Here is a 12,418-nt window from a genome sequence, read left to right as displayed (position 1 = left end):
GTTTCACATACTATTCCAAGTAAAAGAGATATTAAAGGTAGGACACATTAGCGTCTAAAGGGGATCATTCATGAAATTAAAATCACATTTAACCTTGGCGTTCCTAATTAGTTTAGCCTCTATAATTGGTTTTTGTTTTATGTCTTTATGGATTAGTGACCATAAAATTATTCGTTTTGACAGCACCATTATTGGGTATGTCCAAGGATGGGAAACGCCCGCCCTTACTCGGATCATGAAGTTTTTAACTTTTGTTGGTTCAACACCATTTGTTGTAGTGTTAAGTCTCATCTTGTTATTTTTTCTATATAAAGTTCTGCATCATCGCCTGGAACTCATTTTATTTGTGTATGCTGTTATCGGTTCAGCCATACTTAATCAACTTTTAAAGCAATTTTTTCATCGAATACGTCCTGATTTTCATCGATTAATTGAGATTGGCGGCTTTAGTTTTCCCAGTGGTCATGCGATGAATGCTTTTACAGTTTATGCAACCATCACTTTTTTGCTTTGGCGTCACATTCCATATCGATGGGGCCGCGCTATTTTATTAGTGGGAAGCATACTTATGATTGTAATGATAGGGACGAGTCGAATTTATCTCGGGGTTCACTACCCAAGTGATATTATTGGCGGGTATTTTGCAAGTGGCTTTTGGGTGGGAACAGCCATTTTGTTTTTCCAAATTTACAAAGAAAAGCGTTATAATAAAAAGCATAACCGGCAAAAAGAACCTGCCTAATTTTATTATTTTTTTGGAGTGATACATATTATCAGAAACAGTATTCCTAACTTATTTACACTTGCAAATTTATTTTTTGGTTTTTTATCTGTCATGAGCTCCGCAGAAGGGGATTACAAGAATGCAGCGATTCTAATTTTGATTGGGATGATGCTTGACAGCATGGATGGCCGGATTGCCAGAATGCTGCGTGCGGATAGTGAATTAGGGAAGGAATTGGACTCTTTGGCCGACATTGTGACCTTCGGAGTAGCTCCTGCGATGATGGCCTATTATTCGTACTTTTCTTCCTTTGGCATACTAGGGATGGCTGTTGCCGGACTATTCCCGTTATTTGGCGCCTATCGGTTAGCTCGGTTTAATATCAACGCTGTTAAATCCTCACTAAAACATTTTACAGGTGTTCCGATTACAGCAGCAGGCGGCCTGTTAACCCTTTTAACCTTATTTCAATTAAAAATGCCAGGGTTCATTTTTGTGATTGCTTTTTTCGTATTATGCATTTTGATGGTGAGTACCATTAAAATCCCGAGCTTAAAGGAAATACCTCTGCCTAAATATGGAATCATTATTACTCTCTTCCTGGGATATGCAATCTACATTGTCTTTAAAAAAGAACAGCACCGGTTTCCATACTTCATTTATGTAGCCATCCCACTTTATGTAGCCTTTATTGGTTACCAAATGGTCCGGACAAAAAGAAAACACACGACAAAATAAAGAAAAGGTGACAGGCACCATGTGAGAATTCACATGGTGCCTGTCACCTTTATTACTGTTATCACTATTTAAACTTACATTCCGAATGACATGACCCAAATGGATCCGGCTACCGCTACGAATGCAATAAACACTCCGGAAGCGATGTTGATGATATTTGATTTGCCGTCTTCACCTTCGTTCAAGTGCATGAACATGAAGAGCTGCAGGGCAGCTTGGATGACGGCTAAGCTGCCAATCACCCAAATAATCGTTTTGAAGGAAAGAGAGGTTTTTAAGGCTACGAAAAGGGCTACGAAGGTAAGTACCAACGAAGCGATAAAGCCCAAGACGTGAGTTAACGGAAATCCTTTTGTATTTTTAGCCATCTTATGCCACCATCCTTGCTAAATACACAAATGTGAAGATAAAGATCCAAACAACATCCAAGAAGTGCCAGTATAGGCCGATAATAAACGTCTTTCTTGCAGTAACAGGTGTTAAACCTCTTTGCAATAATTGAATAATAACCATTGTTGCCCAGCCAATACCCATACTTACGTGAAGCCCGTGGGTACCAAGCAAGACAAAGAAGCTAGATAAGAAAGCGCTGGTTTGCATAGTAGCACCTTCATGAACATAATTAATAAATTCAGTTACTTCAAAGAATACGAAGCCTGCACCAAGCAGCAGGGTAATGACAAACCATAGAATTAACCCATTACGATTATTCCGGCGCATTTCATAAATAGCAAGACCCATGGTAAAACTACTTGTTAACAGCAAAATGGTTTCAATCATTACACCCTTAATTTCAAAAAGATCATGTGGAGTAGGACCACCCGCATATCGTGCATTAAGGACCGAGAAAGTTGCAAAAAGTGTACCGAAGAGGATAATCTCGGCTCCTAGGAAAATCCAGAAGCCAAGAATGTTCATACGGTTTTGTTCTGTTTGATATTCAAGTGGTAAAGCTGTATTTACATTAGCTGACATGGTTGTTCACCCCTTTATCTTTACCGCGCCATGCCTTTTCAATTTGTTTAATTTCATCTACTTTTACATGGAAACCGTCATTATAATCGAAAGAACGAACGATTAATCCGCCAAGGATACCGACAGTTGCCACAAGGGCAGCGATCTTCCATTCAAAGACAAGGAAGAAACCGGCAACTCCGAAGATAACCCCCATATAGAATGGCAGACCTGAATTGCTAGGCATATGAATTTCTTCAATTTCTTCGTCTTTCAAAGTAAGACCTTCATTATGCTTTTTCATATACCAGAAAGCATCGATTGACTTTACTTCTGGTTGTTTAGCAAAGTTATAGAATTGAACAGGTGAAGCAGTTGCCCATTCTAATGTTCTTGCATCCCATGGATCGTTAGAAATATTACGGTCTGCATATCTTGCACTCCAGTAAATGTTATAGCAAAGAACCGCAAAACCAGCGGCTAAAATAACCGCACCAATAGCAGAAACTAAGAACAATGGAGCAAATCCTGATTCAGCAGAGTATGTGTACGCACGGCGTACCGCTCCATCAAGTCCAAGGAAGAACATTGGCATAAATGTTACGTTAAAACCAATGACAAATAACCAGAAATGAATTTTACCAAGCTTTTCATTTAACATATGACCAAACATTTTTGGCCACCAGTAATATAGCGCACCGAATACTGCGAACACGACACCAGGTATTAATACATAGTGGAAGTGAGCAACAAGGAATAGGGTGTTATGATATTGATAATCTGCTGCACCCATTGCAAGCATAACCCCTGTGACACCACCGATGATAAAGCAAGGAACGAATGCAAGTGCCCAAAGCATCGCTGTCGTAAATTGAATCCGGCCTTTTCTCATCGTGAATAACCAGTTAAACATCTTAACTCCTGTCGGGATCGCAATCATCATCGTTGTGATGGAGAATACGGAGTTAACAGCAGGGCCTGAACCCATTGTAAAGAAGTGGTGCACCCATACTAACATACTTAAAGCTGCAATACCGACAATCGAAAATACCATTGATTTATAACCAAAAAGGGATTTGCGAGAGAAAGTTGAAATGATCTCAGAGAACATACCGAATGCTGGAAGTACCACGATATAAACCTCAGGGTGTCCCCATAACCAGAATAGGTTAACCCACATCATATCCATTCCGCCGCCGCTTAATGTAAAGAAATGAGTACCGAAAATACGGTCAAAAGTCATCAGCGCTAGGGCCACTGTGAAAATTGGGAAAGCCGACACAATGATTACAGACGCAATAAAAGAAGTCCAAGTAAACATTGGCATTTTCATAAGGCCCATGCCTTTTGTTCTCATCTTTAGAACTGTAACAACAAAGTTAATACCGGTCATCAGGGTACCGATACCTGCAATCTGCAAAGCGACCGCATAATAGTTGTTCCCGATACCAGGAGTAAATTCTTTACCCGCTAGAGGGAAGTAGGCAGTCCAACCTGCATCAGGAGATCCGCCGATAACAAACGAAATGTTGAAAAGCATCGCACCTGCAAAGAATAACCAAAAGCTTAGTGCATTCAATTGTGGGAACGCAACATCACGTGCCCCAATTTGTAAAGGAACAACCACGTTCATAATCCCAATTAATAATGGCATCGCTGCAAAAAGAATCATGATAACGCCGTGTGTTGTAAAAATTTCATTGTAGTGCTGCGCATCTAAAAACTTTAATTCCGGACGTGAGGTTTGGGCTTTCATTAAAAGTCCATCCACACCACCGCGGAAAAACATTAACACACCCGAAAGGATATACATAATCCCTATTCGTTTATGGTCAACAGTGGTCAGCCATTCGCGCCATAGCCACTTCCATTTTTTTAAATAACTTACTAAAGCTACAATACCAATAACAGTTAGTAAAATAGCAATCTGGGAACCTAGGATGAGCGGGTTGCCGACTATAAAGAAATCATGCCAATTTATGTTGCCCATCATTGTTCACCTCCATTTGAATTATCTTTCGAGCTATCGGATGTTTCTTTTGATGTCTCGGTAGAAGGCTCTTCATCCTTAAAGATTTGACCTTTTACGCCATGGACTTCATATAATTTTGGATCCGTATACGTTTTTGAGTTCATTTGTCCATGGTCAACCCATTGCAAATGTGTACCGACGAAGGTTTCACGTCCTAAATGGGTTGGTTTCAACAATTCGTCGTATTTTTTCTCCGTTAATTTAGGAGCCTTAGATTTTACATCTTTAACCCATTTTTGAAAGTCTTTTGTAGACTTTGCCTCAACGGTAAACTCCATATCAGCATAGCCTCTTCCGTTAAAGTTCGTGTTTCTTCCTAAGTACTCTCCAACTTCATCGGCAGTAAGATACAATTCAGTTTCCATTTTATTCATCGTATACTTCTGACCGCCTAATTGCGGAACCCAGAAAGATTGCATTGTACCGGCAGATGTTAATTTAAACTTAACAGGTGTGCCAGCAGGAATGTTCACATAATTGACCGTTTCAATTCCTTGTTCCGGATAACTAAAAATCCACTTCCAGTCAGCTGAGGTCACGTTAATCGTAATCGGCTTCTTATTTTCATACCCAGCCGGAACCTTTTCAAGCTTGTAAATCGTTTTTACAGTCGGAATCGTGAGAGCAATAACAATTAGAATTGGAATAAAAGTCCAAATCAATTCTAATTTGGTACTGCCGTGTTCCTCTGGAGGCTCATAGTCTTTATTTGCAGGTGTTGCACGGTATTTCCAAACGATGTATCCGAATAAACCAAATACAACAACTACCACAAGAGCCATAAAGACTAATGACCAGTTAATTAAGTCAAGAATTTCTCTTGCTGCAGGCCCTTTTGGATCAAAAACAAGCATTTTTGAATCACATCCGCTAAGGAGCAGCACAGGCAATAAAGCCAAAAGTGGAACGATATAGTTCTTTTTAAGCATGTTTGTATTTCCCTCCAAAAATATTTGTTCATTTGTTCACAATTCCAACGTGAATGTATTCACAAACTTCAATAGAATAATACATTTACATCGAAATTACAAGTAATTGAATTTAAATTAATTCTCAACTAATATTCATTAGCAGAACAACTTTGCTAACACAATATTAACAATTTCGCCATAATGTTTATATAGGTTTATTGAAAAAGTTGTGACAAATTTGTTAAGGATTTAAAATGCTAATCTGGAAATGGAATGGAAAAAGGGAAATGAATTACCAATTTAGCTATATGATAGCTCATTTAGGTTTTAAAATTGTCTATTTTGAGCCTATCGTGGGATAATAAAGCAGAATACATAATAGAGGAGAGTACATGATGAAGGTAAAAGTTAATCGACATGCGGCAAAAGCATTGAAAAAGATGTTGAAAGAGTCTGGGGCAGAAGGCAGATTATTCCGCGTTTTTGTGACAAGTGTGCACGGAGATCATGCCCATTATGATTTGAAGCTTGATACTCCAACTGAAAATGACGAAGTAGTCAAATCGGATAAGGATATAGATTTCATCCTCGATAAAAATGATGAATACCTAGACGATATCTGGATCCAATTTTTCCATGTTCCAAATGAAGAGTGGCTGATTACGAACCCATCAAAAGGACATCATCACCATCATTAAGTTTATTTATAATCCAATTCCTGCTGGGACAGCAGGAATTTTTTTGTAACGATAATTATATTATGTAAACTGATGAGGGATCATTTTTGAAATCAAGCTAGTAATAGTGGTATCTTATATAAGAACATGGGAGAAGGGAGTTTATGACAGTAATGGAAAACTTCAAAAGCGATGTTGAGATTAAATTAGTTGCGCTCGATATGGATGGGACCTTATTAAACAACAAAGGTTGTATTTCACAAGCCAATCGTCAAGCCATTAAATACGCAAAAGATAAAGGGGTTATCGTTGTTTTAAGTACCGGACGTTCATTGTTAACCTGTCGTGAACATGCAGATGACTTAGAGCTCAGCTCTTATTTGGTAACTGTAAATGGCAGTGAGATTTGGGATGAAAATCGGGAATTAGTCGAGAGAAACCTCGTAAAACCTGAGCATATCCAGTGGATGTGGGATCTTTCACATCAGCATAAAGCCAAGTTCTGGGCTATTAATACAGTGCGGACCTTGCATAATGAATTACCAGAGGATCTTCACAATTTTGAATGGTTGAAGTTTGGTTTTTCGATTGATGATGACGCAACAAGGGAATTAGTATTAAATGAACTCACCGCAAAGGGGGAATTTGAATTAACTAATTCGACTTTAAAAAACATAGAAGTCAATGCGGCCGGAATAAACAAGGCCCGTGGGCTGGCGGTTGTCTGCGAGAGGTTAGGAATTGACATGAAAAATGTGATGGCGGTTGGCGACAGCCGGAATGATTTAATGATGATTAAGGAGGCAGGTCTTGGGGTAGCAATGGGAAATGCCCAAGAAGTGGTGAAGGAAGAAGCCGACTGGATTACGTCCTCAAATGAAGAAGATGGGGTCGCTAAAGCGATACAAAAATGGGTTCTAGATAATTAAAATTTTACTGGTATAAAGAGTTATCACCTTGGTAAAACTAGTTGTGCAAGTTTATTTTGCAAAATTTATGATATGGCTACATGCTAGGAGGCTACAACGAAAATGGAACATGGTAAAGTAAAATGGTTTAACAGTGAAAAAGGATTTGGATTCATTGAGCGTGAAGGCGGAGAGGATGTATTTGTTCATTTCTCAGCTATTCAAGGAGATGGGTACAAAACTTTAGATGAAGGTCAAGAGGTTACATTTGAAATCGAAAATGGCCAACGTGGACCGCAAGCAGTCAACGTTCAAAAACAATAGACCTATCAGCAAAACAGACTCTCTCCCATGAGGGTCTGTTTTTTTTCTCCAATTAACTTCCTACATGAATGTTTTCATCATCTAACCTAAACAAATAAAATTTTTGGACGTTATTTCTTATTTTTGGGAATAACGTCCTTCTTTTTTTAATACGAATGTAATAGTGAGTACAAGTTAGACTTAATATTATTTATTAGATTATAATAATTATTATTTAGTATTGATTTCTACTGAATTTATATTATAATCTAGTAAAAGTTTTAAAAAAAGTTTACGAGGTGATTGAATGAGTAAGACAAACAAGCAGTTAACAACAGGAACAGGTGCCCCTGTAGGAGATAATCAAAATTCCATGACAGCTGGTTCACGAGGGCCAACCTTAATTCAAGATGTTCACTTACTGGAGAAATTAGCTCATTTTAACCGTGAACGGGTCCCTGAGCGCGTGGTTCATGCTAAGGGTGCCGGTGCACATGGTTATTTTGAAGTGACAAGGGATATGTCGAAATTTACAAAAGCAAAATTGTTTAATGGGGTCGGCAAACGCACGCCAATGTTTATCCGCTTCTCTACGGTTGCTGGTGAACTGGGTTCAGCTGACACGGTCCGTGACCCGCGTGGTTTTGCCGTAAAGTTTTACACAGAGGAAGGGAACTATGACTTGGTAGGAAATAATACACCTATCTTCTTTATTCGTGATGCGATCAAGTTTCCTGACTTCATTCATACGCAAAAAAGAGATCCAAAAACGCATTTGAAAAATCCGAATGCGGTTTGGGATTTCTGGTCACTATCGCCTGAATCCTTACACCAAGTAACATATCTAATGGGTGACCGTGGTCTTCCGGCAACATTGCGTCATATGAATGGTTACGGCAGCCATACATTTAAATGGGTAAATGAGAATGGTGAAGCGGTCTGGGTGAAATACCACTTTAAGAGTGAACAAGGTGTTAAAAATATGTCTGCGGACGTGGCGGCAAAATTAGCTGGAGAAAATCCGGATTATCATACGGAGGATTTATTTAATGCTATTGAGAATGGTGACTTTCCAGCATGGAGGCTTCATGTTCAAATTATGCCATTTGAAGATGCCAATACGTATCGATTTGATCCATTTGATGTCACAAAAGTCTGGTCTCATAAAGATTATCCTTTAATTGAGGTCGGCAGAATGGTTCTAAACCGCAACCCGGAGAACTATTTTGCCGAGGTTGAGCAGGCAACCTTCTCGCCTGGAACAATGGTACCCGGAGTAGAGGCTTCACCTGATAAAATGCTTCAAGGCCGATTATTTGCCTACTCTGATGCTCATCGTTACCGTGTAGGTCCTAACCATAACCTCCTGCCTATCAACCGTCCAAAGGCAGAAGTGAATAACTATCAGCGTGATGGTGCGATGCGGTTCGACAATAATGGCGGCGGCTCCGTTTATTATGAGCCTAACAGTTATGGCGGTCCTAAAGAAGCTGCCCAACATCGTCAAACTGCATTTGAGGTGACAGGTGCTGCAGCACAAGTTGCCTACGACCATGATGACCATTATACGCAAACTGGTGATCTATACCGCTTAATGTCTGAAGAGGAAAGAACTCGATTAGTCGATACAATTGTCGGGGCGATGAAACCGGTCGAGCGAGAGGATATCAAATTGCTTCAAATTCAGCATTTCTATAAAGCAGATCCAGAATATGGCGAGCGAATTGCCAAAGGATTGGGATTGGCTATACCGCAGGAAGTAAAGTAAATCGAATGCAGGCTGTTCTTTAGGGGAACAGCCTGTTTTTTATTTTTTCAACAAATTCTGACAGCATTTTTACGTCCTCCTGATTACAATAGTTCTCAGATAGGAGGAAATTGCTTTCATGTCTAAGCAATATACCTTTCGATCAAACCCAAGTGCCCAGACGGGGTAATTGGCAGTCATCCCCATGTGCTCCAAGGATTTGAATACTACAAAGGGAAGCCAATTGCCTATTCGCTAGGAAACTTTTTATTCCCCAATTATATAAAAGGGAACGCAGCTCAAACAGGAATTCTTCATGTTGATATTGATAATGAAGAAATGAAGATGTCCTATGTTCCATATAAGATATCATACGACCAAATTGTAAACCAAAGTGATCAAGAAAAACGAACAGTTTGGAAGGAACTTCAAGGATTGTCCTATGCGGGATTAACAATCGAAAATGGAGATATATCTGAAAAAACAATTGTAGGAAAAACAAATCTATAAAAAAGAATTTTTGTAGAAAAATTTTTTGTGAAGGTCGAATGATTTAAGAAGGAATTCATGGATATTATTCGAATTATAGAAATAGGATGAGTAAAAAAAGGGGGTCTTCAAAGTGAGTATTAAGGTGATAGAGAAAGAAGAACTAAAAGTAGTTGGTATACCTTGGACAGGTACCTTCTCTGAAGCAAAATCAATCCCAAATCTTTTTCTTAAAATGGAGGATCGGAAAGAGGAAGTCTCATGCCTGACCAATGAACCGGTGGTGATTGCACCGTTTCATAGCAGGGAGACAGAGTTAACTTATTATGTTACAAAACCTGTTGGGGAAATTGAGAATGTACCGGATGGTATGGTGGGATTCTCCATTCCGAGAAAAAACTATGTGTGTACAACCCATAAAGGAAGCTTGAATGAGGTAGCAAATACATATCGACAGCTGATCACTTGGATGAAAGAATATGGTTATGAACAGGATCACCATGCCTTAGGGTTAGAAATTTTTAAAGAAGAACATAAGCAGCAAAATAGCTCTGGGGACTTGTATTTTGAGATCTGTTTACCGGTTAAAACCTATAAGTTATAGTGATGAAGGAGTTTTTAAACAAGGTTACTAAAATCAAGTGTGTCATGACTTTAATTTTTAAATCGGAGCATTTCCCTTTACTATTTCCATTTAGTATAATAACATAACAAACAAAGCTAAATATTTCCTTCGGGGTCAGGTGAAATTCCTAACCGGCGGTGATGAAGCGATTGCTTCTTAGTCCGTGACCCGTTTAACCATAAGTTAAACGGTGGATCTGGTGAAACTCCAGGGCCGACAGTTAAAGTCTGGATGGGAGAAGGATAAAATGGTGGGTAATGGATAGAGCAGAAAATAGGCCTATCAATACCCTTTATTTCCTATTGTCATTTTTAAGACCCTAAAGAAATTCGTTTCTTTAGGGTCTTTTTTATACTCTGAAGGAGTTTAGATTTTATAGTCGTGTTAAAAGATAGTAGAAAACGGCAAGCAAAAGTAAGGAGAAGAATAATGTTTACTGGAATCATTGAGGAAATAGGTAAAGTGGCAAAGATCCAGCGAGCGGCAAATTCGTATGTATTAACAATAGAAGCGGAAAAGATACTACAGGATATACATCTTGGTGACAGCATCTCTGTAAATGGTGTTTGCCTGACGGTTACTTCTTTTTCTAATAGGCAGTTTACAGTGGATGTCATGCCGGAAACAGTCAAAGCAACCAGCCTAAATCATGTCCAAAGTGGTACAAGGGTCAATCTTGAGAGAGCAATGGCAGCTGGCGGCCGATTTGGAGGGCATTTTGTCTCGGGTCATATCGATGGTACTGGAATGATCAAAAGAAAACAAGCCCTGGAAAATGCAGTTTATTATGAAATTGAGGCTGATCCTGAAGTGCTGAGATATGTGATTGTACGCGGATCTGTCGCGGTAGACGGGACAAGCTTAACGGTATTTGAAGTGTCAGACACAAGTTTTACCCTTTCGCTGATTCCACATACTTTATCCGAATCTGTAATTGGCTTAAAGGGCTCAGGTGATATCGTCAATTTAGAATGCGATATGATTGGCAAATATGTCGGCAATTTTATCAATAACATTGGCAATCAGTCAAAGGAGCAGAAAAAAACTGGGCTTACTCAAAGCTTCTTAGAAGAAAACGGATTTTATTAATGATTGAAAAAGAAAAGGAGTGATAAGATGTTCGATTCAATAGAGGAAGCCCTAACGGATTTAAAAGAAGGAAAAGTCATTATCGTTTGTGATGATGAAGACAGGGAAAATGAAGGGGATTTTATTGCCTTGGCTGAAAAAGCAACACCAGCTGTTATTAACCTTATGGTTACGCATGGCAGAGGGTTAGTCTGTGTACCTATAGAGGAAGAATTAGCGAAGAAACTGGAGTTACAGCCAATGGTTGAACACAATACAGACTATCATGGAACGGCTTTTACTGTCAGTATTGATCATAAATTTTCAACGACCGGAATATCGGCTTATGAACGTTCGGCCACGGTGTTAAGTTTACTCGACCCAGATGCAAAAGCGGAGGATTTTAAAAGGCCTGGACATATGTTTCCGCTTATGGCGAAAAAAGGCGGTGTCTTAGTGAGAAACGGACATACAGAAGCTGCCGTCGACCTAGCCAGATTATGTGGAGCCAAACCTGCCGGAGTAATTTGTGAAATCATGAATGAAGATGGCACAATGGCACGGGTACCACAGCTTCGCAAATTAGCTGATCAATTGAATCTAAAAATGATTACCATTGAAGCATTGATTGAGTATCGAACCAAAAAAGAAAGCCCGTCAAAAACGAAGGCTGAAAAATAAATAACGAATCTTGGAGGAAATCAACATGACAAATATTTTTGAAGGTAATTTAGTAGGGACTGGGTTAAAAGTTGGAATTGTAGTCGGGAGATTTAATGAGTTTATTACTGGTAAATTATTAGATGGGGCGCAGGATGCGTTAAAACGTCATGGTGTAAGCGAATCTGACGTAGATATCGCTTGGGTTCCGGGCGCATTTGAACTACCGCTGATTGCTCAAAAAATGGCATTCAGTAAAAAGTATGATGCGGTTATCACCCTTGGAACGGTAATCCGCGGTGCCACACCACATTTTGATTATGTTTGTAACGAAGCGGCTAAGGGAATAAATGCAACTGCATTAGCAAGCGGGATTCCTGTCATATTTGGCGTTCTTACTACAGATTCAATCGAGCAGGCAATTGAACGTGCCGGAACGAAAGCTGGAAATAAGGGTTGGGATTCGGCAGTATCAGCCATTGAAATGGCGAATTTGTGCAGAAATATTGAACAGTAATGCTCGGGCAGTAAAGGATAAGAACAGGCTGAATAAGGCCTGTTCTTATTTTAAACTATTAATGA

At 39.3% G+C, this 12,418-nt stretch carries 14 protein-coding genes, 1 pseudogene and 1 riboswitch; of the genes and pseudogenes, 11 read left to right on the top strand and 4 right to left on the bottom strand.

Translation table 11 applies throughout. From position 1 onward, the window contains the following. Positions 1-70 precede the first annotated feature (70 nt). Positions 71-742 carry a phosphatase PAP2 family protein gene (locus J7E81_RS23775; protein ID WP_215046176.1) on the top strand — a complete coding sequence of 224 codons (672 nt, stop codon included), beginning with the start codon at positions 71-73 and terminating at the stop codon, positions 740-742. Positions 743-835: 93 nt separating this feature from the next. Then, a complete protein-coding gene (gene pssA, locus J7E81_RS23770; RefSeq protein WP_251028837.1) occupies positions 836-1,462 on the top strand; it encodes a CDP-diacylglycerol--serine O-phosphatidyltransferase in 627 nt (208 codons plus the stop codon). 74 nt (positions 1,463-1,536) lie between these two features. Here pssA and qoxD read toward each other — a convergent pair whose 3' ends face one another. Genes qoxD through qoxA form a run of 4 tightly spaced genes read right to left on the bottom strand, consistent with a single transcriptional unit; the run spans position 1,537 to position 5,377 of the window. Beyond that, entirely contained in the window at positions 1,537-1,830 is a 294-nt protein-coding gene (gene qoxD, locus J7E81_RS23765; protein WP_215046172.1) for a cytochrome aa3 quinol oxidase subunit IV, read from the bottom strand. A 1-nt stretch (position 1,831) separates the two neighbouring features. After that, on the bottom strand, positions 1,832-2,437 hold the full coding sequence (gene qoxC, locus J7E81_RS23760) for a cytochrome aa3 quinol oxidase subunit III (protein ID WP_215046170.1): 606 nt from the start codon (positions 2,435-2,437) through the stop codon (positions 1,832-1,834). Continuing rightward, entirely contained in the window at positions 2,427-4,406 is a 1,980-nt protein-coding gene (qoxB, locus tag J7E81_RS23755) for a cytochrome aa3 quinol oxidase subunit I (RefSeq protein ID WP_215046168.1), read from the bottom strand. The genes qoxC and qoxB overlap by 11 nt, the downstream gene beginning before the upstream one ends. Continuing rightward, positions 4,406-5,377 carry a cytochrome aa3 quinol oxidase subunit II gene (gene qoxA / locus J7E81_RS23750; RefSeq protein ID WP_215046166.1) on the bottom strand — a complete coding sequence of 324 codons (972 nt, stop codon included), beginning with the start codon at positions 5,375-5,377 and terminating at the stop codon, positions 4,406-4,408. Before qoxA ends, qoxB begins: the two co-directional genes overlap by 1 nt. Positions 5,378-5,754: 377 nt before the next feature. Here qoxA and J7E81_RS23745 point away from each other — a divergent pair, with 377 nt between their 5' ends. From J7E81_RS23745 to ribH, 9 genes and pseudogenes are all read left to right on the top strand, one after another. Then, positions 5,755-6,057 (top strand): iron-sulfur cluster assembly accessory protein, encoded by a 303-nt coding sequence (locus J7E81_RS23745; protein ID WP_215046164.1) that lies wholly within the window; start codon positions 5,755-5,757, stop codon positions 6,055-6,057. A 152-nt stretch (positions 6,058-6,209) separates the two neighbouring features. Then, complete coding sequence (locus tag J7E81_RS23740) at positions 6,210-6,965, top strand: Cof-type HAD-IIB family hydrolase (RefSeq protein WP_215046400.1); 756 nt, start codon at positions 6,210-6,212, stop codon at positions 6,963-6,965. A 102-nt stretch (positions 6,966-7,067) separates the two neighbouring features. Continuing rightward, complete coding sequence (locus J7E81_RS23735) at positions 7,068-7,268, top strand: cold-shock protein (protein WP_215046162.1); 201 nt, start codon at positions 7,068-7,070, stop codon at positions 7,266-7,268. A 286-nt stretch (positions 7,269-7,554) separates the two neighbouring features. After that, the gene (katA, locus tag J7E81_RS23730) at positions 7,555-9,015 is read left to right on the top strand and encodes a catalase KatA (RefSeq protein ID WP_215046160.1); all 1,461 of its coding nucleotides are present in this window, start codon (positions 7,555-7,557) and stop codon (positions 9,013-9,015) included. 129 nt (positions 9,016-9,144) lie between these two features. Further along, complete coding sequence (locus J7E81_RS30980) at positions 9,145-9,504, top strand: CapA family protein (protein WP_215046399.1); 360 nt, start codon at positions 9,145-9,147, stop codon at positions 9,502-9,504. Between the two features lie 112 nt (positions 9,505-9,616). Continuing rightward, positions 9,617-10,087, top strand: coding sequence for a GyrI-like domain-containing protein (locus tag J7E81_RS23720; protein WP_215046158.1), 471 nt, complete (start codon positions 9,617-9,619; stop codon positions 10,085-10,087). A gap of 121 nt (positions 10,088-10,208) precedes the next feature. Continuing rightward, positions 10,209-10,355: riboswitch (FMN riboswitch) on the top strand. Between the two features lie 182 nt (positions 10,356-10,537). Further along, entirely contained in the window at positions 10,538-11,197 is a 660-nt protein-coding gene (gene ribE, locus J7E81_RS23715; RefSeq protein ID WP_215046157.1) for a riboflavin synthase, read from the top strand. A gap of 27 nt (positions 11,198-11,224) precedes the next feature. Next, positions 11,225-11,851: pseudogene (gene ribB, locus J7E81_RS23710) on the top strand (3,4-dihydroxy-2-butanone-4-phosphate synthase); the annotation flags it as partial. 31 nt (positions 11,852-11,882) lie between these two features. Then, the gene (gene ribH, locus J7E81_RS23705) at positions 11,883-12,353 is read left to right on the top strand and encodes a 6,7-dimethyl-8-ribityllumazine synthase (RefSeq protein ID WP_215046153.1); all 471 of its coding nucleotides are present in this window, start codon (positions 11,883-11,885) and stop codon (positions 12,351-12,353) included. Positions 12,354-12,418 lie beyond the last annotated feature (65 nt).

Source organism: Bacillus sp. ISL-18, assembly GCF_018613415.1.
In the GTDB taxonomy this organism is placed as follows: domain Bacteria; phylum Bacillota; class Bacilli; order Bacillales; family Cytobacillaceae; genus Neobacillus.
This window is presented reverse-complemented; position numbering and strand designations above follow the sequence as displayed.

Bases quoted from the DNA above. Each gene is read 5' to 3' on its own strand.
- J7E81_RS23775 (WP_215046176.1), top strand. From the start codon at position 71: ATGAAATTAAAATCACATTTAACCTTGGCGTTCCTAATTAGTTTAGCC.
- pssA (WP_251028837.1), top strand. From the start codon at position 836: ATGAGCTCCGCAGAAGGGGATTACAAGAATGCAGCGATTCTAATTTTG.
- qoxD (WP_215046172.1), bottom strand. From the start codon at position 1,830: ATGGCTAAAAATACAAAAGGATTTCCGTTAACTCACGTCTTGGGCTTT.
- qoxC (WP_215046170.1), bottom strand. From the start codon at position 2,437: ATGTCAGCTAATGTAAATACAGCTTTACCACTTGAATATCAAACAGAA.
- qoxB (WP_215046168.1), bottom strand. From the start codon at position 4,406: ATGGGCAACATAAATTGGCATGATTTCTTTATAGTCGGCAACCCGCTC.
- qoxA (WP_215046166.1), bottom strand. From the start codon at position 5,377: ATGCTTAAAAAGAACTATATCGTTCCACTTTTGGCTTTATTGCCTGTG.
- J7E81_RS23745 (WP_215046164.1), top strand. From the start codon at position 5,755: ATGAAGGTAAAAGTTAATCGACATGCGGCAAAAGCATTGAAAAAGATG.
- J7E81_RS23740 (WP_215046400.1), top strand. From the start codon at position 6,210: ATGGAAAACTTCAAAAGCGATGTTGAGATTAAATTAGTTGCGCTCGAT.
- J7E81_RS23735 (WP_215046162.1), top strand. From the start codon at position 7,068: ATGGAACATGGTAAAGTAAAATGGTTTAACAGTGAAAAAGGATTTGGA.
- katA (WP_215046160.1), top strand. From the start codon at position 7,555: ATGAGTAAGACAAACAAGCAGTTAACAACAGGAACAGGTGCCCCTGTA.
- ribE (WP_215046157.1), top strand. From the start codon at position 10,538: ATGTTTACTGGAATCATTGAGGAAATAGGTAAAGTGGCAAAGATCCAG.
- ribH (WP_215046153.1), top strand. From the start codon at position 11,883: ATGACAAATATTTTTGAAGGTAATTTAGTAGGGACTGGGTTAAAAGTT.